This is a genomic window from Streptomyces sp. NPDC048171 (assembly GCF_043202655.1).
In the GTDB taxonomy this organism is placed as follows: domain Bacteria; phylum Actinomycetota; class Actinomycetes; order Streptomycetales; family Streptomycetaceae; genus Streptomyces.
The window spans coordinates 154036-178406 of sequence record NZ_JBIDAU010000012.1 but is presented as its reverse complement, the minus strand read 5'-3'; the positions used below and the strand labels follow the sequence as shown (position 1 = coordinate 178406).

The window sequence follows — 24371 nt, the reverse complement described above, 5'->3', positions numbered from 1 at the left end:
CCGCTCAGCGACGTGCGCCGGAGGCGGGGCGGTCGAGGGCCAGGGTGGCGATCCGCCGCCAGTCCAGCTCGGGGACCTGGTCCACCGCCCCCGGACGGTCGCGCGGAACCAGGACGCGCAGGGCACGCGGCCGCAGGGTGCACACCACCGGTGTGGGCAGCGTCAGCGCCTCGCCGTCGACGGCCACCGGGATGCTCGCGGCTCCGGCGTGGACCTCCACCCGCCGTGACGTCAGCATGGTCAGCGCCGGAGACATCGAGCCCCGAACGGCGATGTCGGCCGCCTGCGCGGCACCGTCCACGCGGATGCCGAGCACGCCGAGTTCACCCCCGTCCAGCCGGGGCCGGCGTCCGAGGTCGAGCGGGTCGGCCGAGGAGTACGGGTTGTTGCTGACCAGCAGCGCCTGCTGGCCGTCGACCGGCCGGTCGTCGGCGAGGGCGTCGAGGCGCTCACCGGCACCGCCGGCCAGCAGGTCCGGCAGCGCGTCGAGGGCCGTGCCCGCCTTGGCGTCGCGGTACTCGGGGCGCTGCACGATCGCCGCGTACACCCCGAACGACACGGTGTTGACGAACGCCCGGCCCGCCACGTCGCCCAGGTCCACCCTGAGTTCCACGCCGTCGGTGAGGGCGTCCAGGCACCGGGACGGGTCGGTGCGGTCCAGGCCCAGGTCCATGGCGAGGTGGTTGCGGGTACCGGCGGAGACGACCAGGAACGGCAGGTCGTGCTCGGCCGCCACCGCGGCGACCAGGGCCTGGGTGCCGTCCCCGCCCGCGACGCCGAGCAGGTCGGCGCCCTCGGCGACGGCCTTGCGGGCGAGTTCCTCGACGTCGGTGTGGATGTCCGGCCGCAGCAGGATCACCCGGGCGCCGAGCGCCTCGGCCCGGGCGACGAGCCCGAACCGGGCCACCTTCCCCCCGCCCGAGGCCGGGTTCATGATGAGGACCGCATGCCGGGGCAGCCGGCCCGGCGGTAGGGCGGCGGGTGCCGGATCCGGCCGCCGGTCCGCCCGCAGGGCACCGCGGGCACAGCCCAGGGCCCCGGCCCAGAGCACCACGCCGACCGGGGCCGTGAACCAGAGCCCGCCGTTCAGGAACAGCGCCAGCACGGCCACCAGCGCGCCCACGGCGAGCCCCGCGCCCAGCACCCGCACGGCACCTCGATGGGCCAGGAACCACCAGGCGCCGACCGCGCACACCGCCAGTCCCGCGAGTCCGCCCAGGATGATCATGAGGCCCGCGTCGAGGAGCGACAGCAGGACGACGAGGACGGCCGCCGCGGCGGCGAGCAACGCGTAACGGGCCAACGACCGGGCCCTGACCGACGGCTCGACCTTGCTCACCTGCGCGCCCCCATTCACCGAGGCTCCGTCGACCAGGAGCCGCCGGGCAGCCTACGGCCTCCGGCCGGGCCGTAGGCGATATTCGGTCCCGCGCTGCCGGGGGCGCCCTCCGGCTACTGTTGCTGCCCATGTCCCACATGTCCCACACCGAGGCCGAGATCACCGCCGAGCTGATCCGCGATCTCCTCGAGGAGCAGCACCCGGACCTGGCGGACCGGCCGTTGGGGCTGGGCGCGCGCGGCTGGGACAACCAGTTGTGGCGGCTCGGGGAGGATCTCGCCGTGCGGCTCCCGTGGGCGACGGAGAGCGCGGACGCGCTCCTGCTGAAGGAACACGCCTGGCTGCCCTCGCTCGCCCCGCGGCTGCCGCTGCCCCTCCCCGTGCCGCAGCGCCTGGGCGAGCCCACCGAGCGGTTCCCGCGGCCCTGGATCGTCACCACCTGGGTACCGGGGACGCCGGCCGACCGTGCTCCCGCGACGCGCGCGGCCGACGCGGCCGGTGCCCTGGCCGCCTTCCTGACGGCACTTCACCGACCCGCACCCGCCGGCGCCCCGGTCGGCCGCGGCCGTGCGGGGCCTCTGGCCGACCGCGCGGAAGGGTTCGCCGGCCAGCTTGCCCAGGCCACTGACCTGGGCCTGCTGCCCGACCCGGACGCCGTCCGCGCGGTGTGGGAGGACGCACTCGACGCTCCCCCGTGGGACGGCCCGCCCCTGTGGGTCCACGCCGATCTGCATCCGGCCAACATCCTCACGGCGGACGGCACGTTCTGCGGTGTGATCGACTTCGGCGACCTCTGCGCGGGCAATCCGGCGAGCGACCTCGCCGCCGCCTGGGTCCTCCTGCCGGACGGAGCCACCGCCCCCTTCCACGACGCCTACCGGCCGTCCCCGGACAGTGCCACCCTCCGCCGTGCCCGCGGCAACGCGGCGGCGAACGCGCTCGGCGGCCTGCTCATCGGGCACGCCGGTGAACGCGGCCTTCCCGGCGGCAAGCCCAGCTGGGGTCCCCCCCGCACAGGAAGCGCTGCGACGGCTCACCGAGACGATGCACGACTGAGGTTCGGCGTCGGCACGGACAAGAACCGGCCAACCGCGGTGGGCGAGTTGCCTACGAGGACGTTGACACGCGCGGGGATACCCGGGTGCGCCATTCAGGTGAGGGTAATGTGTTCACAGGTCGAACGGATCTCCGTGTGACCCGTGGTGGCGGCCGCGCTGGCCGGAGGCCGCCCGTCCGAGCTGCCCGCACACGACCTCTGAAAGTGGAGCCGATGAACGTGTCGACCGGCGGCGGAGGGCTGCGGGGCCGGGCCACCGTAGCAGCAATCGTCTGCGCGATGACCCTGATACCCGGGCCGAGTTACGCGGCCCCCGACGATCCCGACCCGCGGGACGACACCTCCATCGAGGGAATCCGCGCGGAACTCGACGGCCTCTACCGCGAGGCGGAGGTGGCCACCGAGGCGTACAACGCGGCCGACGAGAAGGCCAAGAAGCAGGAGAAGCGGCTCTCATCGCTGCGCAAGGACCTCGCCCGCACCGAGGACCGGGTGGACGACCTGCACGACCTCGCCGGCGCGGCCGCCCGGACGCAGTACCGCGGGGGCCATCTGGCCTCCACCGGTATCCAGTTACTCCTCGGCGACCACCCCGACCAGGCCCTGGACGAGGCGTCGCAGGCCCGTCAGGCCATGCGGGGTCTCGTCAACGTCTCCGAGACCCAGCAGACCGTCCGCGCCGAGCTGGACGGACAGACGGAGGCCGCCGCGAAGGAACTGCGCGAGCTGAAGAAGACGCGCGCGGACAAGGCCGGGGCGAAGGAGAAGATCGAGAAGAAGATCGCCGAGGCCGAGAGCATCGAAGCCGGTCTCGAGGAGGAAGAGGCCCGCAGGCTGGCCGCGCTGGAGAGGCAGCGGACGGAGGAGGCCAAGTCCAGGTGGCGGGGCTCCGGTTCGGACGGGGGCGGCTCCTCGACCGGGGGCGGCTCCGCGACCGGGGGCGACTCGGGTGGCAGTACCACCGTGAGCGGGGCGGCCGGCAAGGCCGTCGGCTTCGCGATGGCCCAGATCGGCAAACCGTACGTGTGGGGAGCCGTGGGCCCCTCGTCCTACGACTGCTCGGGACTCACCTCCGCCGCGTGGGCGGCCGCCGGACATCCCATCCCCCGTACCTCGCAGGCGCAGTGGCAGGGACTGACCCGGGTCGGCCTGTCGTCCGCGCGCCCGGGCGACCTGATCATCTACTACAACGACGCCACACACGTGGGCATGTACATCGGAGGCGGACAGATGGTCCACGCCCCACGGCCCGGACGCTCGATCACGACCGCGCCGGCCGCCTCCATGCCCATCCTCGGTGTGGTCCGACCCGGAGTCTGAGCGTATGCCCCACTCGCTGACACCCCGTGACAAGGGGAACCTGCCCGTGCTCAGCGCACCGCCGCTGATCCGACTCGACGCGTACGTGGCCGAGGACGGGTCGACGGTGGTCAACGGCCATCTGCTGGAGATGGGCGGCATGCGCCCGGCCAACGAGGCGATCCTCGACGCCATCGCCATGTTCGCCCGCACCCTGGGGGCCCCGGTGGCGGCGACCGTCATCGACCGCCCCGCACAGCAGGTGGCGCGCCTTCGGGTGCTCCCCGACGGCTCCAGCCGGACCATCGCCGAGGAGGAGGACCTGCCGCCCGGGCGCGAGCGCACCGCCGCCGAGGAGGAGGCGTTTCCTCCGCTCGCCCGCGTCGAGCGCATCATCCAGCACGCACAGCGCGAGGAGCTGCACGCCGCGTTCGTCCTCGCCAGCGCGCTGCGGGAGCACCTCACGCTGCGCAGGGGCGCGGAGGACGAACTCTCCCTGGAGGCGCGGGCCATCGAGGCGTACATCGCCTACCTGCGGGGCGAGTACATGATCTCGACCGTGCTCGCGCTGACCGTCGCGCGGATCCGCTGCCGCACCGACCTCAACCGGGCCGCGCCCGAGGTCGCCCGGGCCACAGCGGCGTGGCAGCGGCTGTGGGACGAGGGCCAGGTCGCGACCCGGGGCCAGGAACTGCTGCGCATGTGGGAGCGGTTGTCCGCGGAGGGCCTGTTGCACGAACCGTCCCACCACGCCATGGCCGAGGCCGTCCGGACCCGGCTCGAACGGGGCAGCCGGTACGTGGAGAACCCGGCCCCCGCCCCGGCGGCGGCTGCCCTGCCCGCGGCACCGGAACCGGCCGCCCCCGAGGACAGGCCTCTCAAGCCCACCCGCCGGGGGCTGCGCCGCTTCACCCGACGCCCCGGCCGGTCGGGCGGCTGAGCCGCGGCCCGCGGGAAGGACAGATGCCGTCCCAACCCGGCCCGGACGGCGGCCTGTTGTGGCAGTATTCGCTGCCATGTCGCCGATTGCCGCGGGGTCGTCCAGAACCGGTCGCAGTCCCTTCCTGGTGCTCCTCCTGCTGCTCGCGGTGGTGGCCACCGGCCTCGCGAGCGCCGGTGCGGCGGGCGGGGCCGGGCTGTTGTCCGGAGCCGCCGCGACACCGGACCGGGCCCGCTACGACGTGGCGCTGCGCTCCGACGCCGACGGCGGTCACTGGAGCGGGCGGCAGCGGGTGTCGTTCCGGAACGCGTCCGGCCGGCCCCTGCGCGAGGTGTACCTGCGCCTGTGGGGCAACGGCGAGGACGGGTGCGGCACGGCCGGTGCCCCGTCCCCCGTCACCGTGTCGCACGTGCGGGGCGGTTCGGCGGGCGGGCTGTCCGTGGACTGCACCGCCCTGCGCATCTCCCTGCCGAAGCCCCTCGGCGGCGGCGAGCGGACCTCCGTCGCCTTCGACGTCTCCCTCACCGTCCCCGGCCGCAACGCGCGCTTCGGCCGCGAGGACGCCTACCGCTTCCTCGGCAACGCGCTGCCCGTGCTCGCCGTGCACGACGCCCAGGGGTGGCACCTCGACCCGTATGTGGCAGTCGGCGAGAGCTTCTACGCCCTGGCGAGCGACTTCCGGGTACGTCTCGACCACCCGTCGGACCTGAAGGTGCCCACGACCGGCCGCACCCGGACCGTCGCCTCGGACGAGACCGGCCGTACGATCACGCTCGGCGTCGCGGACCGGGTGCGGGACTTCGCCTGGGCCGCGGGCCCGTTCCGCACGGCGACGGACACCTCGCCCGGTGGCGTCCGCGTGAAGTCGTACTGGGCGGACGGCACCTCCGCGGCGGGCGTGCGCCTCAACCGTACGGAAGCCGTCGCGGCGATCGACCGGTTCGGCGAGGAGTTCGGCCGCTATCCGTACGGCGAGGTCGACCTGGTGATGACCCCCGGCTTCGGTGGCGGCATGGAGTATCCCGGCCTCGTCCTGCTCGGCACCACCGAGGAGGGCGGCGCGGTCGTCCACGAGCTGGCGCACCAGTGGTGGTACGGCATCGTCGGCAACGACGAATACGGCTCACCGTGGCTGGACGAGAGCTTCGCCCAGTACGCCAACTTCCGCTTCTACGGCCTGGACACCCGTGACTGCTGGGCGGACGTGTACTGGCCGGACGACGGCGCCGCGCTGACCGCCCCGATGGACTACTGGTCGGCGCACCCGGGCACGTACCACCTCGTCTACACGGCCGGGCCCTGCGCGCTGGCCGACCTGGAGCGCACCGTCGGTGCCGGCTCCATGGCCCGGCTCCTCAAGCGGTACGCCCGGGACCACTGGTACGGAGTCTCCACCACCGCCGGCTTCAAGAAGGCCGCCCAGGCCGTGACGGAGCAGGACCTCGGCCCCTTCTGGGAGGCCCACCGCATCAGGTGACGGTGGGCGCGGACCTCACAGGGTCGAGAAGCGGTCGAGGAGCCGCTCCGCCTGCTGGATCTCCGAGCTGAGGGGGTGGTCCTCGGCGACGTGCGGCAGCGCGGACGTGGCCAGCCGGTACGCCTCGCGCAGCGGGGTGTCGGGCAGTTCGGCGTCCGCCATCCGCAACGCGCGTACCGCGCCGAGCAGTTCGCAGGCCAGGACGGTGCGGTACGCGGCCGTCGCGGTGACCGTGCTGCGTACCGCGTGGGTCGAGAAGCTGGCGTGGTCCTCCAGGCCCCGGGAGATCACCGCGGTGCCCAGCGTCACCGGTGAGGCGGCGTGCCGCAGGGTGCCGAGCGCGTCGTGGGAGACGTACTCCAGGATCATGATGCCCGAGCTGCCGGCGGGGCCGTCCGCGAGGAACGGCGGCAGTCCGCTCAGGTCCGGTTCCACCAGGTCGCTCAGCCGGGCGGCCGACAGCTCGGCGATGTGGTGCAGCGCGGCCCGGAGGTAGTCGAAGGCGAGCGCCACCTGGGCCGTGGAGAACTGGCCGTGGTGGTAGGCCTGGTGGGTCTCCGCGTCGATCAGCGGGTTCTCCGCGGCGGCGTTGACGTCGACCTCCAGCACCTCCCCCACCCGGGCGGCCGCGTCGAGTGCCGCCCCCTGCACCTGGGGGAAGGCCCGCAGTCCGAACGGGTCCTGCAACCGCCGCCCGGGAACCGGGTCGCCGGAGCCCGTGAGCAGCCTGCGCAGGTCCGCGGCGCAGCGCACCGACCCGGGGTGGGGGCGGGCGGCGTGGACGCGTTCGTCGTAGGCCTCGGCCGAGCCGCCCAGGGCCCGGAAGGTCAGCGCGGTCACGACGTGGCTCGCGGCCAGCAGGCGGTTCAGGTCGTGCCAGGCCAGGACGGCCTCGCCGAGGGTGGCGGCGTTGCTGGAGATGAACGCCAGCGCGTCCCCCGGGCTGATCGGCACCGGCTCGATGCCGCCGGACGCCCAGGGCAGTTCCCCGGCGAGCGTCAGCGCGATCTCCGCCAGGGCCGTCAGGTCGCCGGTGCCGATCGCGCCACGGGTGTGCACGAGGGGCAGCGCGCCGACCCGCAGGGCCTGCTCCAGCGCCCGCAGCAGGCGGGGGTGCACGCCGCTGCCGGCGGCGGCGAGCTGGTTGAGGCGGATCACCATCACCGCGCGCACCGCGTCGTCGGACAGGGGCTCCCCGGAACCCCCGGCATGGCTGCGCAGCAGGCGCAGCCCGTGCAGGTCGGCAGCTCCCGGGTCGACGACGATGTGACGGTTGGCGCCGACCCCGGTGGTCCTGCCGTAGACGGCTCCCTTGGCGCCCAGCTCGACCGCCAGCTCGTAACTGTGCTCGGCCCTGGTCAGGGCGTCGGGGGTCAGCTCCGTCCACGCACTGCGCCGGGCCGCGCGGACCACGTCGGTGCAGCGGAGCCCGGCGCCGCTGATCTCGATCCGGCTGGTATCGATCATCACCCCTCCTCTTGACAAGTCTTCATTCATTCCTGCGAATAGCATGTAACTCTTGATTCGTCGGACTGGCAAGAAGGAGATCCCGGTGCCCCGGTCGCTGCACGAGTTGCTCACTGCCCACCGGCTCACACCGGCGCAGCGGCGCATCGCCAGTTACCTCGCCGAGCGCCCGGTCGACGCCGCCGCACTCACCAGCGCCGAACTCGCCGAGCGCGCCCAGGTCAGCCAGCCGTCCGTGACCCGGTTCGTGGCGCTGCTGGGCTTCGACGGGTACGGGGACTTCCGCCGCTATCTCCGTACGGCGACGGCCGCGCCCGAGGTGCGGCGCGGGGGCAACAAGTTCCAGGCCGCCATCGACGCGGACCTGCGCAACATCGCGGCGCTGCGCGCCGAGCTGTCGGACGACACCCGGCTGCGCTCGCTCGCCGCGCGGCTGATGGAATCGACGCCGCTCGTCGTGGCGGGTTACCGCATCTCGGCGGCACAGGCGGCGTCCTTCGCCTACCTGGCCACCAAGATCCACCCGGACGTACGGCTGCTGACCGACTCCGGCAGCGTGTTCGGGGACCAGCTGCGGCACGCCCACCGGAGCGGTGCCCGCACCCTCGTCCTGGTCGCGCTCCCCCGCTACCCGCGGGAGAGCGCGGCCGCTCTCGACCAGGCCCGGGAGCTGGGCCTGCACACTCTTCTGATCACGGACCGGCTCGTCTCGGCGCTCACCCCCCTCGCCGACGACGTGCTGAGCGCGGGCGTCGCCTCCGAGTTCGTGTTCGACTCCCACGCCGCGGTGGTCTCGCTGACCGTGGCACTGGTGGAGGCGATGGCCGACGCGGCCGGCGCCCTCGCCCGGCAACGACTGGAAGGTTTCGAAGACTATGCCGCAGAGCACGACCTCTTCCTCCGGGAGTGACTCGGCCGTCCCCGTCGGAGGCGAGGCGGCGGCCACCGCGTTCGACGACGCCCCCCTCAACCGGTTCCACCTGCGCATCACGTCCCTGACGTTCTGCGCCAACGCCTCCGACGGCTACGAGCTGGGCATCATCAGCATCGCCCTGCCGCTGATCGCCTCGCAGTTGGGCTTCGGCGCGGTCTGGGAGGGTCTGCTGGGCGCGTCGGCGCTGATCGGTATCTTCCTCGGCAGTGTGATCGTCGGCTGGGCCGCCGACCGGATCGGCCGCCAGCGGCTGTACACGTGGAACTTCGTGCTGATAGCCGTGGCGTCCGCGGCCGAGTTCTTCGTGACCGGACCGGCCCAGCTGTTCGTGCTGAGGCTGCTCATCGGCATCGGGATCGGCGCGGACTACGCGCTGGGGCCGACGCTCGTCGCCGAGTTCGTGCCCCGCCGGTACCGCGGCGGGCTGCTCGCCTCGCTGACCGTCCTGTGGACGGTGGGCTACGTGATCGCCTTCTTCCTGGGCAACTACATGGTCTCGCTGGGCGACGACGCCTGGCGCTGGCTGCTCGCCTCCAGCTGTGTGCCGGCGGTGGCCGTGGTGCTGCTCCGCATCGGCGTGCCCGAGTCGCCGCGGTGGCTGCTGGCGCAGGGCCGGGTCGAGCAGGCCCGCGCGGTCGTCCACCGGCTCGGCGGTGACACGGAGGCGTTCGCCTCGCTGGTGCGGACCACTCAGGCCGCGGGGGGTGCGGCGAAGGCGCGCTACCGGGATCTGTTCGGCCGTGACCACTGGCGGCACACCGCCTTCGGCGTGGTCTTCTACAACGCCCAGGTGGTGCCGTACTTCGCGATCTACACGTTCCTGCCGCTGGTGCTGCTGAAGATGGGGGTCGGCGAGGAGGACACCACCAGCGACGGCTGGCTGAACGTGTTCCTGCTGGCGGGGAGCGTCGCGGGGCTCTGGTTCGTGGCCAAGGCCTCCCGTCGTGGCCTGACCATCTGGTCCTTCGTCGTCCTCATCGCCTCGCTCGCGCCGATGGCGGTCTGGCCGGACGCCCCCACCGCGGTGCTCTTCCCGCTGTTCCTGGTCTTCACCTTCACCATGTCGGCCGCGGTCAACCTGGACCAGGTCTACCCGGCCGAGCTGTTCCCCACCGACCTGCGCAGTTCCGGCGTGGGCCTGCTCAACGGGCTCAGCCGGGTGGGTTCGGCCATCGGCACGTTCCTGCTCCCGCTGAGCCTGGACCACCTCGGCTTCTCCCCCACCATGCTGGTGCTGACCCTGGTCCTGGCCGCGGGGCTGGCCGCGTCGGTCGTCTGGGCGCCGGAGACCAAGAACATGGCGCTCCATTAGTCGTCGCGCCCGTCCGGACGCCCCCGGCCTGGGCGTATGCAGTTGCGAACCAGGGGTGATCCCTGATCTCCTGACCAGCGACGTGGGACTGTCGGCCGGTTCGCCGTACGGCGGTTCCAGCCCCATCCCCGACCGGCGACAGGACCCATGACAGACCGTGCCCACCCCGTGACGGCCGACGACGAGCAGCCGCCGACGGGGGACGACCGTGCCTTCTTCGGACAGCCGAAGGGCCTGCTCACCCTGTCGGGCCTGGAGGTCTGGGAGCGTTTCTCGTTCCTCGGCATGCAGGCGATCCTCGTCCTGTACTTCGCCGACTCGGTGGCGAACGAGGGCCTGGGCATGGACGCGGGCACCGCCGCGTCGGTGTCGGCCGCCTACGGCACCCTCGTCTACCTGGTCTCCGTCGGCGGCGGCTGGCTCGCCGACCGCATCCTCGGCTCCTACCGGGCGGTGCTGTGGGGCGGCGTCCTCATCGCCCTCGGCCACTACTCCATGGCCGTGCCCACCGCCACCATGACCTGGGTCGGCCTGGGCCTGATCAGCGCCGGCACCGGCCTGCTGAAACCCAACGTGGCCGCCATGGTCGGCAAGCTCTACCGCACGGACGACGACCGCCGTGACGCCGGCTTCGCCCTCTACTACATGGGCATCAACATCGGCGCCTTCGCCGGTCCGCTGATCACCGGCTGGCTCGGCGAGCACCAGGGATGGCACTGGGGCTTCTCGGCGGCGGCCTTCGGCATGACGCTGGGGCTGATCCAGTACGTCGCGGGGCGGCGGCACCTGGCCGGGCGCAAGCACGCCGCCGAGTTCGCCCTGGCCCCGGCGGCCATGCGCCGGGCCGTGTGGCTCATGGTGGGCGGGACCCTGGCCTTCGCCGCGCTGTGCGGGCTGCTCGCGGGCGTCGGCTGGCTGACCATGGACCGCTTCGTCGACGTGCTCACCCTCGCCTCGGTGGTCGCGCCGGCCGTCTACTTCTGGATCATGTTCACCAGCCCCCGGGTCACCACCGAGGAGCGGGGCCGGCTGCGGCCCTACATCGTGCTCTTCCTGGCCTCGGTGGTCTTCAACTTCATCCTCTTCCAGGCGTACTCGACGATGATGCTGCTCGCGTCGACGAACGCCGACACCACCATCCTCGGCTTCGACTTCCCGTCCAGCTGGTACGCCTCCGCGCTGGGTGCCTTCGAGGTGGCGCTGGCCCCCGCGGTCGCCGCGGTCTGGGTGCGGATGGGCCGCCGCCAGCCGCACGCCTCGAACAAGATCGCGCTCGGGGTCATCCTCGGCGGCCTGTCGTTCCTGCTCATGGTGATTCCCACCGCGGGCCACGAGGGCACCGACTACCGGATGGCCGCCTGGTGGATCGTCGGGTCCTACCTGCTGCTCGGCCTCGGCGACGTCCTCCTGGAGACCTCGGGCCTGTCGGCCAGCAGCAAGCTGGCGCCCAAGGCGTTCTCCAGCCAGACCATGGCCCTGTGGTTCCTGTCGCTGGCCCTCGCCAACGGGATCCAGGCCCAGGTCGTGAAGATCTACGACGACGTGTCCCACCCCGTGTACTTCGGCGTCAACGGCGGCATCGCGGTCGTTCTCGGCCTGGTCGTCGTCGCCCTCGCGCCGTGGCTGCGGCGCACCATGCACCCCGTCCACTGAGCACCGGCACGCCGGAAGGTACCGCCTCATGCGCATCCGCACGGACTTCCCGTACGAGACGACCCACGAAGACATCCGCATCCCGCTGCCGGACGGCACCCGGCTCTACGCGCGGATCTGGCGGCCGGTCACCGAGGAGCCGGTCCCGGCGCTGCTGGAGTACCTGCCGTACCGCCTCAGCGACTGGACGGCGCCCCGCGACAGCCAGCGCCACCCCTGGTACGCCGGCCACGGCTACGCCTCCGTGCGCGTCGACGTGCGCGGGCACGGCAACAGCGAGGGCCTGCCCGGCGACGAGTACGACGCCACCGAGCTGGCCGACGGCGTGGCGGTCGTCGAGTGGCTGGCCGCTCAGCCCTGGTGCAGCGGCAAGGTGGGCATGTTCGGGATCTCCTGGGGCGGCTTCAACTCGCTCCAGATCGCCGCACTCGCCCCCGAGCCGCTGAAGGCCGTCGTCACCGTCTGCTCGGCGGACGACCGGTACGACAACGACGTGCACTACATGGGCGGCTCCGTCCTCGGCGTGGACATGCACGCCTGGGCCGCCACGATGCTGGCCTTCGTCTGCCGCCCGCCGGACCCGGAGTACGCCGGCGGGGAGTGGCGGGAGATGTGGCTGCGGCGGCTGGAGGCCGTCGACCCGTTCATCCACACCTGGCTGGCCCACCAGCTCCGCGACGACTACTGGAAGCACGGCAGCGTCTGCGAGGACTACTCCGCGATCGACGCCGCCGTCCTCGCCGTCGGCGGCTGGCACGACCCGTACCGCGACACCGTGCTCCGGCTCGTGGAGCACCTGCCCGGCGACCGGGTGCGGGGGCTGATCGGCCCCTGGTCGCACCAGTACCCGGACCGCGGCCTGCCGCCGGGCCCGCCGATCGGCTTCCTCCAGGAGACGCTGCGCTGGTGGGACCAGCACCTGAAGGGCGAGGACACCGGCGTCATGGACGAGCCCCGGCTGCGCTCCTGGATCAGCGAGTCGCACCGGCCGGCCACCGTCTACCCCGAACTGCCGGGCCGCTGGGTCGGCGACCCCGCCTGGCCGTCCCCGTACGTCACCCCCACCGCCCATGCCCTCGGCGGCGACCCGGTCGTCGTACGGTCCCCCCAGCACACCGGCGTGGACGCCGGGCGGTTCTTCCCCTTCGGCAACGACGCCGACCTGCCGCCGGACCAGCGGGAGGAGGACGGCCGCTCGGTGTGTTTCGAGTTCCCCGTCACCGGCGCCCCCGTCGAGATCCTCGGACGCCCCGAGGTCACCCTGCGCCTGCGGATGGACGTCCCGTACGGACAGGCCGTCGCCCGGCTCTGCGACGTCGCGCCGGACGGGTCGTCGACCCTGGTGACCCGCGGCGCGCTCAACCTCGCGGCGCGCGAGGGCCGGGACCGCAACGTGCCGTGGACGCCGGGGGCCACGGAGACGGTGACCTTCCCCCTCAACGGCATCGGTCACACCTTCCCCGCCGGACACCGCATCCGGCTCGCCGTCTCCTCGGCGTACTGGCCGTGGATCTGGCCGCAGGCCGGCTCCGACGGCTTCGTCCTGGAGCCGGCCGGCTCGGCGCTCGAACTCCCCGTGCGGGACGCCGGGGAGCACCCCGAGGACACCGGCATCCGCTTCGAGGCCCCCGAGCAGTCCGAACCCCTGCAGGTGGTGTCACCGGCGACGCTGGAGGAGGAACGCCCGGAGCGGCTGGTCGTGCGGGACGTGGCCAAGGGCGAGTGGCGGCTGGAGGTCGACCCCCGCTACGGCGGCACGCGCGTGTACCCGGACGGCCTCGAGTTCGCCGAGGACGCGCTGGAGACCTACACCGTCCGGGAGGACGACCCGCTGTCGGCGCGGGCCCGGTCTCAGTGGACCGTGCGGCTGCACCGGCCGGAGCGGGGCTGGGACGCGCGGGTCGAGACCCGGTCGGAGATCACCTGCGACGCCGAGGACTTCGTCACGTCGAACGAGGTGGTGTGCCGGGACGGCGAGGACGTCGTCTTCCACCGCACCTGGGAGCGGCGCATCCCCCGCGTCGCCCGCTGACCTCCCGGCCGCCGGAGAGTCCGGGGCGGTGGCTCACTCTTCGCCCCGGGCCTTCAGCACCGCCTTGTTCAGCGCCCACAGCCCGATGCCGACGGCGACGAGCACGCCCGCCCGGATGTACACGTCCGCGGGCCGGTCGGCGAGCGGGCTGGCCAGGGCCAGGGAGGTGATCGCGCCCAGGACCGGCAGGACCGTGGGCGTACGGAAGTGCTTGTGCTCCACCGGGTCGCGGCGCAGGACCAGGACGGCGACGTTGACGACCGCGAAGACGCACAGCAGCAGGAAGGCAGTGGTGTCGCCGAGGCCCGCGATCTCCCCGGTGGAGACCAGGCCGATGGCGAGCAGCGACACGAAGACGATGCCGACGACCGGTGTGCGCCGCCGGGGCAGGACGCGGCCGAGGGCGCGGGGCAGGATGCGTTCGTTCGCCATGCCGTAGCAGAGGCGGGACGCCATCATGATGTTGATCAGCGCCGAGTTGGTGACCGCGAACAGGGCGATCAGCGCGAACAGCTTCGGCGGGAAGTCGAGTCCGCCGGCCTTGACGACCTCCAGCAGCGGTCCGCTGGAGTCCTCCAGCACGCGGTAGTCGACGAGGAGCGAGGAGATCAGGGCGACCAGGACGTAGATGGTGCCGGTGACGGTGACGCCGATGAAGATGGCGCGCGGGAAGGTGCGTGCCGGGTCCTTGGTCTCCTCGGCCATGTTGACGGAGTCCTCGAAGCCGACGAAGGCGAAGAAGCCGAGCGCGGTCGCGCCCAGCACGCTGGTGACCAGCGCGTAGCCGGAACCGCCGGCCTGCAACTCGCCGAGCCGGGAGGGTTCGCCGTCGCCGGTGAGGACCGCCCAGGCGCCGACGGCGAGGATGACGAAGAGGCCCGTCAGTTCGACCAGGGTGAGGACCACGTTGGTCTTCACCGACTCGGAGACGCCGCGCAGGTTGAGGGCGGCGAGGGCGAGGATGAACAGGATCGCGATGAGCGTGGGCGGGAAGAAGTCCGTGAACTCGGAGAGGTAGTCGCCGCTGAAGGCGCGGGCCGCCGCGCTCGCCGACGACAGGCCCGAGCACATCACCATGAAGGCGACGATGAAGGTGAGGAACGGGACCTGGAACGCCTTCTGCGTGTACAGCGCGGCGCCGGCGGCCTTCGGATACTTGCCGACCAGTTCGACATATGAGGCGGCCGTCAGGATGGCGACCACGAATCCGATGACGAACGGCAGCCACAGCGCACCGCCGACCTTGCCCGCGACCTGGCCGGTGGTGGCGTAGATGCCGGTGCCGAGGATGTCGCCGATGACGAAGAGGATCAGCAGCTTGGGGCCGATGGCCCGCTTCAGGGGGGTGTCGTCCGTCCCTCCCGGCGAGGCGGTGTCACTTCCGGCTGTCGTCACGAGGTTCCCCCTGGGGCGGCTGACACGGACAACGTGTCGACTGCCCTGCCGATCACCGAGTCATGCCCCCGTGTACTCCAGGCGGAAGCAGCCGGCGGCAGGCCGGGACACCCGGGGCCCGTCCGCCGGCCGCGCGGTCGCGCAGGTCAGCCGGTCAGTGTGAAGGTCTGGGCGGTCGACTGGGAGCAGGGCTGCTGGGAGAGGCGGGCTCCGTTGGCGGTGGAGGCGTTGTCGACGGTCAGGCACTTGGCGCTGTGGCGGGCGACGAAGCGGTACCGGTTCGCGGTGCCGGTGGGTTCGGGGCGCCACTGCTGGTTGGTGCCGCCCACGTAGTCCCACAGATGGACGCGGGTGCCGTCCGCGGTGGCGCCGGAGCCGCCGTCCACGTCCCAGGCCTTGCCGTTGTGGCGGTTGACGGCCTGGTAGTACCCGTCTCCGGTGGGGCGGAACTGCCAGGACTGGTTGGCGCCGCCGCCGCAGGCCCACTGCTGCACGGCGGTGCCGTTGGCGGTCCCCCAGTCGGCGGCGTCGAGGCACGCGCCGCTGCCGGTGTTCACGACGCGGTACCAGGAGGCGGGGTCGATCGGACCGGTCGGCTCGCCGCTGGTGCCGCTCCACACGAAGGTCGCGACGGCTCCGGCCGGCAGGGTGTAGGCCAGCGATTTCCCGCCGTCCGTGAGGGAGAAGCGCTGGGACGAGGAGGCGGTGTTGACGACGTAGGCGACGCGGGAGCCGTCGGGGTTCTGGAAGGCGACGTTCTGCACGCCGCCCGCGCCCTGGCTGCTGGAACCGATGCGGGTGGCCCCAGGTGCGACGAACTTGCTCACGTGGCCGAGCACGTAGTACTCGGCGTTGCGGGTCACGTCGCCGCCCGCGATCTCGACCACGCCGTTGCACCGGTTGGTGCAGTGGCCCTGGTGGGGGCCGCCGTTCCGGTCCAGGGCCAGATTCCAGGTGAGCACGGTCTCGCCGCCGTGGCGGAAGTTCTGGACGACGAGGTTCTCGGCGTGCCAGCGCAGGGTGTCGGCGAACGTCCTGCTCGTGTCGGAGCTGTCGGTGCCGGAGCACTCGGTGAAGAAGACGCGCTTGCCCGCGTCGACGACCTGCTGCTGCGCGGAGACCTGTCCGCCGTAGCAGTGGAAGGCGGCGCCGATGACGCGGTCGATGCCCGCCGTGCGGGAGAACACGTCCAGCGGATAGTTCGGATGGTCCCAGTTGTGGTCGTAGGCGAGGATGTTGGTCGCCAGCCCCGCCGCCGTGAGCTTCGGGTCGAGGACCTTGAGGAAGTCGGCCTGCTGTGCCGACGTCATCGACGTCGAGGGGTAACTGGTCGCGAACTCGGGCTCGTTCTGCACCGTGAGGTCGGTGAGTGCGATGCCCTCCTGCTGGTACGCCCTGATCGCCTTGACCAGGTAGTCGGCGTACGCCGCATAGTTCTCCGGCTTGAGGCTGCCGCCGTTCAGGGAGTTGCCGCTCTTCATCCAGGCGGGCGGGGACCAGGGCGAACCCATGAAGCGGATCTGCGGGTTCACGGCCGTGGCCTGCCTGAGGACGGGGATGATCTCGGCCCGGTCCCGGTCGACGGAGAAACTGCCGGGGGTGTCCTCGTAGGAGTAGGGGCTGTTCGTCGCGTCGAAGTCGGTGCTGCCCAGCGGCTGGCGCAGGTAGTTCAGTCCGATGCCGTCACCGGCGGTGGAGAACAACGACCGCATCAACTCACCGCGCCTGTCCTGCGGGAGGCCCTGGATCAGGCGGGCGGAGGCGCCCGTCACGGAGGCGCCCGCGCCCGTGAAACGCTGGCCCCTGCTGGCGGCGTCGACGCGGATGTCGACGGACTGGGGCGCGCCGGTGAAGGGGACGCTCCCCTCGGCCGCGAGCCTCTTGGCGCCGTCCGGTGTGGTGACCCACACCTGGGCGACGGGGTCGGCGGCCTGCGCGGTTCCGGACCCGGTGAGGCCCGTGCCGAGACCGGCGAGGGCCAGGGCGAGGGCGGCTAAGGCACGGGAGCGGGACCGGGATCTCGGAAGGCGGGTGCTCGTACTGGTCGACACGGTGCGGATCTCCTTCGCTTCGGTGGGGAGCGGGGCGTACCGGCGGCCGGGAACGGCGGTGCGGAGAAGCGGCCCAGCCGGTCGGCACCCGGCGCGGGGAACGGAGCCTCAGCTGAATGACGGCGCCATGAAAGCACACCTACTAAGTACTTAGTAAGCGGCGTGCGTCACACTCTCGCGACCCGTTCGAAGACCACCGATCCGGCCGCCTGACGGAACGTAGGCTGTCGCAGGTGAGCGACCAATCAGTGGGCAGGCCCACGCGCAGACCCAAGGCCGGGCCCCGCACACCACGCAGCCCCGAGGCCCGGCGGCGCCAGCAGGACATCCTGGAGATCGCCACCGACACCTTCGCCGCCCGCGGCTACAACAACGCCTCCCTGGCGGAGATCGCGGACCGCGCCGGGCTGACCCAGGCGGGCGTCCTGCACTACTTCCGCTCCAAGGCGCTACTGCTCACCAGCGTCCTCGAACGGCGCGATCAGGAAGACATCGAGCAACTGGGCCCCGAGCGCCCGCACGGCATCGCCTTTCTGCGCCACCTCGTCGACACCGCCCTGCGCAACGCCGAACGGGAGGGTCTCGTCCGGCTCTACGCGGTCCTCTCCGCGGAGTCCGTCACCGAACAGCACCCCGCGCAGGCCTACTTCCGCGACCGCTACACCGGACTGCGCGCCTTCGTCACCGACGCGCTGACCGAGGCCTGCGGCCTGCCGGAGTCGGACGCGGCCCGCGCGCACGACGCGGCGAACGCGATCATCGCCGTCATGGACGGACTCCAGGTCCAGTGGCTGCTCGACCCCGACTCCGTCGAGATGGCCGCCTCGACGGACCTGGTGATCCGCTCTCTGCTGACCACGCTGGCTCCGGAGCGCTTCTCCACCTGAGTCCGGGGCCGGCGCGACCAGCGGGGGCGCGCGGCGAGGTCACGTCACGCGACGGCGATTCCCTCCAGCTCCACCAACTGGCCGGGAATCGCCAGCCTGGAGACCCCCAGCATCGTGGAGGTGGGCGCCACCCCTGCGGCGCCCAACCGCGCCGCCAGCACGCCGTAGTGCGGGAGCAGGAGATCGACGTCGGTCGTGTAGACGTTGAGCCGGACCAGGTTCGCGAGGGACATGCCCGCGCCACCGAGCACCGCCTCCAGGTTGTCGGCGCTCAGTGCCAACTGCGCGGCCATGTCGCCGTCGTGCTGGGGCTTTCCGTCGCCGTCCATCGCGGTCTGGCCCGAGATGTACAGGGTCCGGGTGTGCCCGGAGACGACCTCTCCCTGGTTGAATCCCAAGTCCTTCGACCAGGTCACCGGGTTGACCGCGGTGCGTTCCAGTGCCACGTCAGCTCCATTCGGTTGTCGGGGGTGCGGAGACCGTCGGCCGGGTTGTCGCCGGCTTCGACGTCGTGGCGGCCAGCGTGTCAGCGAATCACGACACCGATGGTCATGTATTCGGATAGAGTTTTCGCGTGCGCGCCGACCGGTTGGTCTCACTGGTGCTCCTGCTGCGTCAGCGCGGTCGGTTGACCGCGGACACGCTCGCTCGCGAGCTGGAGGTGTCCACCCGCACCGTGCTCCGCGACATCGAGGCGCTGTCCACGGCCGGCGTCCCGGTCTACGCCGAACGCGGCCGGCACGGCGGCTTCGCGCTGGCACCCGGCTTCCGGACCGAGCTCACCGGCCTCAACCACGACGAGACCCTCGCCCTGCTGACCACCGGATCGAGCCGCGGCGAGCCGGTGTTCGGCCTGGGCCCGGCGCTCGCTTCGGCCCTGCGCAAGGTGGTCGACTCGCTGCCCGAGATCCACCGGACCACCGCGAGCGACGCGGCACAGAGGTTTCTCGTCGACCCGAAGACCGACCTGCTCTCCCGTCGGCTGCCGACCGAGCAGGTGTCCGGCACCACGATGATCGAGGTGCGGCGCGCGGTGCTCGCCGGACACAAGCTGCGTATCCACTACGCGGCGGTTGACCAGGGCCCGAGGTGGCGCACGGTGGACCCGATCGGCCTGGTCACCGTGCGCGGCCAGAGCTACCTGCTGGCCACGAGATCGGGCGCGGACCGCACCTACCGGCTGTCCCGGATGCAGGCCGCCGAAGAACTCCCCGAAGCCGCGGAGCGGCCGGACCGGGTCGACCTGGACCGGATCTGGCGGGAACGCTCCGCACGGTTCCTCTCCAGCGGCGACCACCTCACCGTGCTGGTACGGCTGAGCCCGGCGCGGCGCGAGGAGTTGCTGGACACCGCGCTGGCCGTCCGCGCGGAGAAACCCGACGCGGACGGCGGGCTGCGGCTGGAGGTGACGTTCCAGGACACCCGGCACGCCGAGTGGGCGCTCTGGCAGCTCGGTACGGACGCGGAAGCCCTGGCCCCGCGGTCCGTGCGGACCGCCCTGCGCGACCGCGCCGCCGCGATCGTCGCCCGTTACGAGGACACGTGAGCCGGAGGACCGGGGCGTTCCTCAGCCGTCGCGGGTGATGCGGAACAGCACGTTCGGACGCAGGGGGCCCTCGGGCGCATCCGGGTCGTCGAAGTCGCCGGACGCGTCCCGGGTCATGCCGATCCTGCGCATCACCGCCTGGGAACGGACGTTGGTGGCGGTCGTCACCGCGAGGATCTCGGGCAGGTCCAGCACCTCGAAGCCGTGGGCCAGCACGGCCCGCGCGGCCTCGCCGGCGTATCCCCGGCCCCAGGCCGACCGGGCGAGCCGCCAGCCGATCTCCACGCCGGTGAACGGCAGCCCGTCCTCGACCTCGTCCAGCCCCGCGAAGCCGATGAACTCGCCCGTGGCCCGGACCTCGACGGCCCACCATCCGTAGCCCCGCCGGTCGAAATCGTCCCGGAAGCCGGCGACGGAGGCGTCACTCTGTTCACGGGTGAGCGGGTCGCCCAGGTGCTCTCGCACCTCGGGATCGGCGTTCATCGCGGCCCACGGCGCGAGGTCGGAGTCGCGCCAGCGGCGGAGGACGAGGCGGTCGGTACGCAGTTCGGTCATGCGCTCAGCCAAGCCAGCCGTGCCTCGCGAAGCAATCCGATTTCCCGGCCCGGCGGGCTGAGCCCCCTCAGCCGAGGGTGGCGTGCGGGTCCACGATCCCCTCGACGATCCTCAGCAGCCGGTCCCCCGCCCGGTCGATGCTTCCGTTCTGGGTGCTGACCTGGGCGCCTTCGAGGAGGAAGGTGATCTGGGCCGCGGTCTGTCCGGGGTCCGCCATCCCGGCCTCGACGCACATGGCGGTCAGCCTGCGCGTCTGGCGGGCCTTGTGTTCCTCGATCACCTGCCGTGCGGGGTGGGCGCGGTCGGGGAGTTCGGCGAGGGAGTTGATGAAGGGGCAGCCCCGGTGCGAGATCGCCGGGAGCCCCTCGGCGATGAAGCGGGCCAGGCCCATGATCTGCTCCTTCGGCCGGCCGGGATGGTCGGCCTCGACGCGGTCGAAGGCGGCCTGGTAGTCGGCGGCGACGATCCGCAGCCACTCCGCCACCAGGGCGTCCTTGGTCGCGAAGTGCCGGTAGACCGCCATCTTGGTGGTCTCGGCCTTGTCGGCGATGGCCTGGACGCTCACGCGCCGGATCCCCTCGCTCTGGAAGAGTTCTTCGGCCGCGTCGAGGATGCGCTCGCGAGGGGGCAGCTTCGCGACCCTGCTCGGCCTTCTGACGGTCGATGTCATGACTCCTCCGCGGCGTCCGTTCGGCTGGGAACCCTCTCACTTCCTGCTACGGTACCAGTCCGTCCCGGACGATACCGTTGGGTATCATCCGGGACTGTCCGGTACCGATCTCTTCTGTGGAGTGACGATGAGAGTGAACGAGTACGTGCGTCTCGACGCGGTCGGCCTCGCGCGGCTGGTGGCCCGGGGCGAGGTGACCCCGGCCGAACTCGAGGCGGCCGCACGCGAGGCCACGCTCGAGGTCAACGGGCGGGTCAACGCCGTCGTGGAGACCTGGCCCACCGACGACGAGCCGGTTCCGGGCGGTACGCCGCTGGCCGGGGTGCCCTTCCTGATCAAGGACATCGGAGTCACCATGGCCGGGCGGCGCTCGGAGCTGGGCAGCCGCCTCGCGGCCGGAAACGTCGCCCCCGCCGACTCCTTCCTGATGCGGCGCTTCCGCCGCACCGGGCTGGTGACGTTCGGCCGTACCGCGACGCCGGAACTGGCCTACAGCATCACCACGGAGCCCGTGCTGTACGGTCCGTCCCGCAATCCGTGGGACCTGGAGCGCAGCGCGGGCGGCTCCAGCGGGGGTGCGGGCGCGGCCGTCGCCGCCGGGGTCGTTCCGCTCGCCCACGCCACCGACGCCGCCGGCTCGCTGCGGATTCCGGCCGCCTGCAACGGGCTCTTCGGCCTGAAGCCCACCCGCGGCCGCGTCTCCCTGGGCCCCGACGCCGACGAGACCTTCAACGGCCTCGCCGTGCAGGGCGGCGTGAGCCGGACCGTCCGTGACAGCGCGGCGCTGCTCGACCGCGTCCTCGGACCGGAACCCGGCGACCCCTACTCCGCCCGACAGCCCTCCCGCCCCTACCTGGAGGAAGTCACCCGGGCGCCGGGCCAGCTGCGGATCGGCGTCCTCACCCAGGCCTGGGGCGGCCGTCGCACCGCCCCGCCGGTGAGCGACGCGCTCAACCGCACCGTGCGGCTGCTCGAATCGCTCGGCCACCAGGTGGAGGAGGCCACGGTCGGTCTCGGAGCGGACTGGGAGGAGTTCGTGTCGGCCACCGCCCGGCTGTTCACGGCCAACCTCGCCGCCACGGTCGACGCCGTGGCCACCGCCTTCGGACGCCCGGCCGACGCCTCCACCCTCGAGCCGGCCACCCTGACCAGCTACCACTACGGACAGCGCGTCAGCGGCCCCGGGTTCGTCGCCGCCCTCGCGATACGCAACGCGGTCGCGCGGAGCCTGGGACAGTACTTCGCCGCCCACGACGTCCTCCTCACCCCCACCCTCCCGGAGCTTCCGATGCCGCTGGGCACCTACACCGAGGATGCGTCGGCGCTGGACGGAGCCGGCTGGATCGACCGGCTCAACGACCGGTCGCCGTTCACCCTGGCGTTCAACGTGGCCGGCAACCCGGCCATGTCCGTGCCGCTGACCGCCGACCCCGCGACGGGGCTGCCGATCGGCATGCAGTTCGCCGCCGATCACGGACGTGAGGACCTGCTCTTCCGCCTCGCGGGGCAACTCGAACGGGCGCAGCCGTGGGCGGACCGCACCCCCGCGGTCCGGGCCGGGAGCCATCCCGGCCGCGTCACCTCCCGGTGACCCCGACCGCCGCGCGGGCTACGGACGGCCCGAGGCCGGCCGCACCCGGTTTCCGGTGTGGCGGAGGCAGGAGGCGGCGACGACCAACGGCCACAGCGACTGGATGCCGGTCACGACCCGCTCCGCGATACCGACGTCGCCCTGCCGGTGCATCTCGATCAGGAACCACGCCCCACCGACCGCCATCACGGCCGTCACCGTGATGGAGGGCATCAGCCGCAGCGCCCAGGGGGCCGCCGGACCACCGTTGGCGGCGAGGACCGGCCACACCGCCAGCAGGGTGAATCCGACGACCGCCACCGCGCCGTGGTGCAGGGATCCCCCGCTGCTCGGCGCGGGAAGCACCACCACGCCCAGGGCGGCGAGACCACCGCCGGCCAGTGCCACCCGGCCGGCGGTGGCGGCGGCCCGCAGCCCCCAGGCGGTCAGCAGATGGCAGGCGCCCAGGGCGAGGAACGCCGCCGACATCACCCAGAATCCCGGGGCTCCGTAGGCTCCAAGCACGCTGATCGTCTGGGAGACGGGGTCGTAGCCGGGCCCTTCGAACAGGGCCGCGCCCGTCCAGCCTCCGATCAGCAGGACGGGCGCGCACCCTGAGGTGAGCAGGACCCATCTGGGGACAACTCGCATCAAACCAGGTTAAAGCGGAACCTGGAGGCATGGCCACGTGTCCTGCGGTGGCGGGCCGAAGCAGGGAGGACGTCGACGTGCGGACCTCGGACCTGATCGAATGGCGCGGCGGCGGTCCGGAGGTCCGGTCGGTACGGACGTAGCGACCCTCACGACGAGGAGAGAGCCATCACCACACACGCGGGCAAGGTGATCTGCGACATCACGGTCACGGCCGACGGGTACTCGGCAGGGCACGGCCAGAGTGAGGAACGCCCGTTCGGCGACGACGGCGGGGACGGCACGGGCGCGAAGCTGCACGCCTGGATGTTCGACACGCCCGACGAGAACAGGGCCGAACTGGACCGGATGGCCGCCGCCAAGGCGTTCATCATGGGACGCAACATGTTCGGGCCCGTGCGGGGCCCGTGGGACCGGCCGTGGAACGGCTGGTGGGGCGACGATCCGCCGTTCCACGCGCCGGTGTTCGTCCTCACCCACCACGCGCGCGAACCGCAGGCGATGGCCGGGGGCACGACGTACCACTTCGTCACCGACGGGATCGAGTCGGCGCTGGCACAGGCGCGGGCGGCGGCTGGCGGCGGCGACGTGCAGGTCCAGGGCGGGGCCACCACCGTCAACCAGTACCTCGCGGCCGGCCTGATCGAGGAGCTGAGGCTGCACGTCGTGCCGCTCACGCTCGGCGCCGGCACCCGGCTCTTCGACGGTGTCCCGCCGCTCGGGCTGGAGCAGGTGGCCTCACGCGCGGCGACCCAGGTCACGCACGTGACCTACCGCGTGCGCTCCTGACGCGGAGGGCCTCCGGCCGGGAGGAGTTCCCGGCCGGGGCCCGGCGTGCGAGCGGTACGGTCACGGAGCGAGCAGGAGGCTGTCGCCGCGCTCCTTGGCGGCTGCGTAGCGCTTGGCCACGTCCTGCCAGTTGACGACGGCCCACATGGCGTCGATGAAGTCGACCTTCTGGTTCTTGTACTGGAGGTAGAAGGCGTGCTCCCAGGCGTCGAAGACCAGGATCGGCGTGGAGCCCTGGCCGACGTTGCCCTGGTGGTCGTAGACCTGCTCGACGATGAGACGGCCGCTCAGCGGCTCGTACGCCAGCACACCCCAGCCGGAGCCCTGCGTGGTCGCGGCGGCCTTGGTGAGCTGCGTCTTGAAACCGGCGAAGGAACCGAACGACTCGGTGATGGCGTCCGCGAGGTCGCCGACGCCGTCGGCGGCCAGCGGCTCGCCGCCGCCCGAACCGGTCATGTTGTGCCAGTAGATGGAGTGCAGGATGTGCCCGGAGAGGTGGAAGGCGAGGTTCTTCTCCAGGCCGTTGATCGACCCCCACTGCTCCTTGTCCCGCGCCTCGGCGAGCTGCTCGAGCGTGTCGTTGGCCCCCTTCACGTAGGCCGCGTGGTGCTTGTCGTGGTGCAGCTCGATGATCTGCGGATTGATGACCGGCTCGAGTTCCGAGTAGTCGTAGGGAAGCTCCGGGAGCGAGTACACCGCCATGTCCAACATCCTCCGACGTTATTGCCAATGATGTGCAGTTGCACG

Annotated in this window: 21 protein-coding genes; 12 read left to right on the top strand and 9 right to left on the bottom strand. The window is 72.2% G+C overall.

What is annotated here, in order from left to right; translation table 11 throughout:
• Positions 1 to 4 precede the first annotated feature (4 nt).
• Positions 5 to 1339, bottom strand: coding sequence for a diacylglycerol/lipid kinase family protein (locus tag ACGF3J_RS31140; RefSeq protein WP_393855259.1), 1335 nt, complete (start codon positions 1337 to 1339; stop codon positions 5 to 7).
• A 128-nt stretch (positions 1340 to 1467) separates the two neighbouring features.
• On the opposite strand from ACGF3J_RS31140, the gene ACGF3J_RS31135 reads away from it, so the two are divergent.
• From ACGF3J_RS31135 to ACGF3J_RS31120, 4 genes are all read left to right on the top strand, one after another.
• Positions 1468 to 2535: a phosphotransferase gene (locus ACGF3J_RS31135; protein ID WP_393855258.1), complete on the top strand. Its 1068-nt coding sequence runs from the start codon at positions 1468 to 1470 to the stop codon at positions 2533 to 2535.
• Between the two features lie 74 nt (positions 2536 to 2609).
• Positions 2610 to 3716, top strand: coding sequence for an NlpC/P60 family protein (locus ACGF3J_RS31130; RefSeq protein WP_393855257.1), 1107 nt, complete (start codon positions 2610 to 2612; stop codon positions 3714 to 3716).
• A 4-nt stretch (positions 3717 to 3720) separates the two neighbouring features.
• Positions 3721 to 4635, top strand: a complete 915-nt coding sequence (locus ACGF3J_RS31125) for a hypothetical protein (RefSeq protein ID WP_161327791.1) — start codon at positions 3721 to 3723, stop codon at positions 4633 to 4635.
• A 76-nt stretch (positions 4636 to 4711) separates the two neighbouring features.
• On the top strand, positions 4712 to 6112 hold the full coding sequence (locus ACGF3J_RS31120; RefSeq protein ID WP_393855256.1) for a M1 family metallopeptidase: 1401 nt from the start codon (positions 4712 to 4714) through the stop codon (positions 6110 to 6112).
• Between the two features lie 15 nt (positions 6113 to 6127).
• Here the strand turns inward: ACGF3J_RS31120 and ACGF3J_RS31115 are convergent, their stop codons facing one another.
• Entirely contained in the window at positions 6128 to 7579 is a 1452-nt protein-coding gene (locus ACGF3J_RS31115) for an aromatic amino acid ammonia-lyase (RefSeq protein WP_161327789.1), read from the bottom strand.
• A gap of 52 nt (positions 7580 to 7631) precedes the next feature.
• On the opposite strand from ACGF3J_RS31115, the gene ACGF3J_RS31110 reads away from it, so the two are divergent.
• The 4 genes from ACGF3J_RS31110 (at position 7632) to ACGF3J_RS31095 (ending at position 13510) form a co-directional block, all read left to right on the top strand.
• Complete coding sequence (locus ACGF3J_RS31110) at positions 7632 to 8489, top strand: MurR/RpiR family transcriptional regulator (RefSeq protein WP_202557835.1); 858 nt, start codon at positions 7632 to 7634, stop codon at positions 8487 to 8489.
• Complete coding sequence (locus ACGF3J_RS31105) at positions 8455 to 9825, top strand: MFS transporter (protein ID WP_161327788.1); 1371 nt, start codon at positions 8455 to 8457, stop codon at positions 9823 to 9825. Before ACGF3J_RS31110 ends, ACGF3J_RS31105 begins: the two co-directional genes overlap by 35 nt.
• A 147-nt stretch (positions 9826 to 9972) precedes the next feature.
• Positions 9973 to 11478: a peptide MFS transporter gene (locus ACGF3J_RS31100; protein WP_393855255.1), complete on the top strand. Its 1506-nt coding sequence runs from the start codon at positions 9973 to 9975 to the stop codon at positions 11476 to 11478.
• Positions 11479 to 11506: 28 nt separating this feature from the next.
• Positions 11507 to 13510 (top strand): CocE/NonD family hydrolase, encoded by a 2004-nt coding sequence (locus tag ACGF3J_RS31095; protein WP_161326086.1) that lies wholly within the window; start codon positions 11507 to 11509, stop codon positions 13508 to 13510.
• 33 nt (positions 13511 to 13543) lie between these two features.
• Here ACGF3J_RS31095 and ACGF3J_RS31090 read toward each other — a convergent pair whose 3' ends face one another.
• Positions 13544 to 14905: an APC family permease gene (locus ACGF3J_RS31090; RefSeq protein ID WP_161326085.1), complete on the bottom strand. Its 1362-nt coding sequence runs from the start codon at positions 14903 to 14905 to the stop codon at positions 13544 to 13546.
• 146 nt (positions 14906 to 15051) lie between these two features.
• Positions 15052 to 16887, bottom strand: coding sequence for an RICIN domain-containing protein (locus ACGF3J_RS31085; protein ID WP_161326089.1), 1836 nt, complete (start codon positions 16885 to 16887; stop codon positions 15052 to 15054).
• Positions 16888 to 17189: 302 nt separating this feature from the next.
• Between ACGF3J_RS31085 and ACGF3J_RS31080 the strand changes: the two genes are divergently transcribed.
• On the top strand, positions 17190 to 17843 hold the full coding sequence (locus ACGF3J_RS31080) for a TetR/AcrR family transcriptional regulator (RefSeq protein ID WP_161326084.1): 654 nt from the start codon (positions 17190 to 17192) through the stop codon (positions 17841 to 17843).
• Positions 17844 to 17887: 44 nt separating this feature from the next.
• Here the strand turns inward: ACGF3J_RS31080 and ACGF3J_RS31075 are convergent, their stop codons facing one another.
• Positions 17888 to 18283 carry a RidA family protein gene (locus ACGF3J_RS31075; protein ID WP_161326088.1) on the bottom strand — a complete coding sequence of 132 codons (396 nt, stop codon included), beginning with the start codon at positions 18281 to 18283 and terminating at the stop codon, positions 17888 to 17890.
• A gap of 134 nt (positions 18284 to 18417) precedes the next feature.
• Here ACGF3J_RS31075 and ACGF3J_RS31070 point away from each other — a divergent pair, with 134 nt between their 5' ends.
• Positions 18418 to 19389 (top strand): helix-turn-helix transcriptional regulator, encoded by a 972-nt coding sequence (locus ACGF3J_RS31070; protein WP_393855254.1) that lies wholly within the window; start codon positions 18418 to 18420, stop codon positions 19387 to 19389.
• A gap of 21 nt (positions 19390 to 19410) precedes the next feature.
• Here the strand turns inward: ACGF3J_RS31070 and ACGF3J_RS31065 are convergent, their stop codons facing one another.
• Both ACGF3J_RS31065 and ACGF3J_RS31060 read right to left on the bottom strand, forming a co-directional pair.
• Entirely contained in the window at positions 19411 to 19944 is a 534-nt protein-coding gene (locus tag ACGF3J_RS31065; RefSeq protein WP_393855253.1) for a GNAT family N-acetyltransferase, read from the bottom strand.
• 67 nt (positions 19945 to 20011) lie between these two features.
• Entirely contained in the window at positions 20012 to 20614 is a 603-nt protein-coding gene (locus ACGF3J_RS31060; RefSeq protein WP_161327476.1) for a TetR/AcrR family transcriptional regulator, read from the bottom strand.
• Between the two features lie 127 nt (positions 20615 to 20741).
• On the opposite strand from ACGF3J_RS31060, the gene ACGF3J_RS31055 reads away from it, so the two are divergent.
• Complete coding sequence (locus tag ACGF3J_RS31055; protein ID WP_393855252.1) at positions 20742 to 22205, top strand: amidase; 1464 nt, start codon at positions 20742 to 20744, stop codon at positions 22203 to 22205.
• 18 nt (positions 22206 to 22223) lie between these two features.
• Here the strand turns inward: ACGF3J_RS31055 and ACGF3J_RS31050 are convergent, their stop codons facing one another.
• A complete protein-coding gene (locus tag ACGF3J_RS31050; protein WP_393855251.1) occupies positions 22224 to 22835 on the bottom strand; it encodes a DUF998 domain-containing protein in 612 nt (203 codons plus the stop codon).
• A 168-nt stretch (positions 22836 to 23003) separates the two neighbouring features.
• On the opposite strand from ACGF3J_RS31050, the gene ACGF3J_RS31045 reads away from it, so the two are divergent.
• Positions 23004 to 23624 (top strand): dihydrofolate reductase family protein, encoded by a 621-nt coding sequence (locus ACGF3J_RS31045; RefSeq protein WP_161331499.1) that lies wholly within the window; start codon positions 23004 to 23006, stop codon positions 23622 to 23624.
• Between the two features lie 60 nt (positions 23625 to 23684).
• On the opposite strand, the gene ACGF3J_RS31040 is transcribed toward ACGF3J_RS31045, so the two are convergent.
• Positions 23685 to 24326 (bottom strand): superoxide dismutase, encoded by a 642-nt coding sequence (locus ACGF3J_RS31040; RefSeq protein ID WP_386930212.1) that lies wholly within the window; start codon positions 24324 to 24326, stop codon positions 23685 to 23687.
• Positions 24327 to 24371: the final 45 nt, after the last annotated feature.

Coding starts and splice junctions, on each gene's coding strand:
- ACGF3J_RS31130 (WP_393855257.1), top strand. CDS start 2,610: ATGAACGTGTCGACCGGCGGCGGAGGGCTGCGGGGCCGGGCCACCGTA.
- ACGF3J_RS31060 (WP_161327476.1), bottom strand. CDS start 20,614: ATGACATCGACCGTCAGAAGGCCGAGCAGGGTCGCGAAGCTGCCCCCT.
- ACGF3J_RS31135 (WP_393855258.1), top strand. CDS start 1,468: ATGTCCCACATGTCCCACACCGAGGCCGAGATCACCGCCGAGCTGATC.
- ACGF3J_RS31100 (WP_393855255.1), top strand. CDS start 9,973: ATGACAGACCGTGCCCACCCCGTGACGGCCGACGACGAGCAGCCGCCG.
- ACGF3J_RS31120 (WP_393855256.1), top strand. CDS start 4,712: ATGTCGCCGATTGCCGCGGGGTCGTCCAGAACCGGTCGCAGTCCCTTC.
- ACGF3J_RS31040 (WP_386930212.1), bottom strand. CDS start 24,326: ATGGCGGTGTACTCGCTCCCGGAGCTTCCCTACGACTACTCGGAACTC.
- ACGF3J_RS31115 (WP_161327789.1), bottom strand. CDS start 7,579: ATGATCGATACCAGCCGGATCGAGATCAGCGGCGCCGGGCTCCGCTGC.
- ACGF3J_RS31055 (WP_393855252.1), top strand. CDS start 20,742: ATGAGAGTGAACGAGTACGTGCGTCTCGACGCGGTCGGCCTCGCGCGG.
- ACGF3J_RS31050 (WP_393855251.1), bottom strand. CDS start 22,835: ATGCGAGTTGTCCCCAGATGGGTCCTGCTCACCTCAGGGTGCGCGCCC.
- ACGF3J_RS31065 (WP_393855253.1), bottom strand. CDS start 19,944: ATGACCGAACTGCGTACCGACCGCCTCGTCCTCCGCCGCTGGCGCGAC.
- ACGF3J_RS31105 (WP_161327788.1), top strand. CDS start 8,455: ATGCCGCAGAGCACGACCTCTTCCTCCGGGAGTGACTCGGCCGTCCCC.
- ACGF3J_RS31125 (WP_161327791.1), top strand. CDS start 3,721: ATGCCCCACTCGCTGACACCCCGTGACAAGGGGAACCTGCCCGTGCTC.
- ACGF3J_RS31095 (WP_161326086.1), top strand. CDS start 11,507: ATGCGCATCCGCACGGACTTCCCGTACGAGACGACCCACGAAGACATC.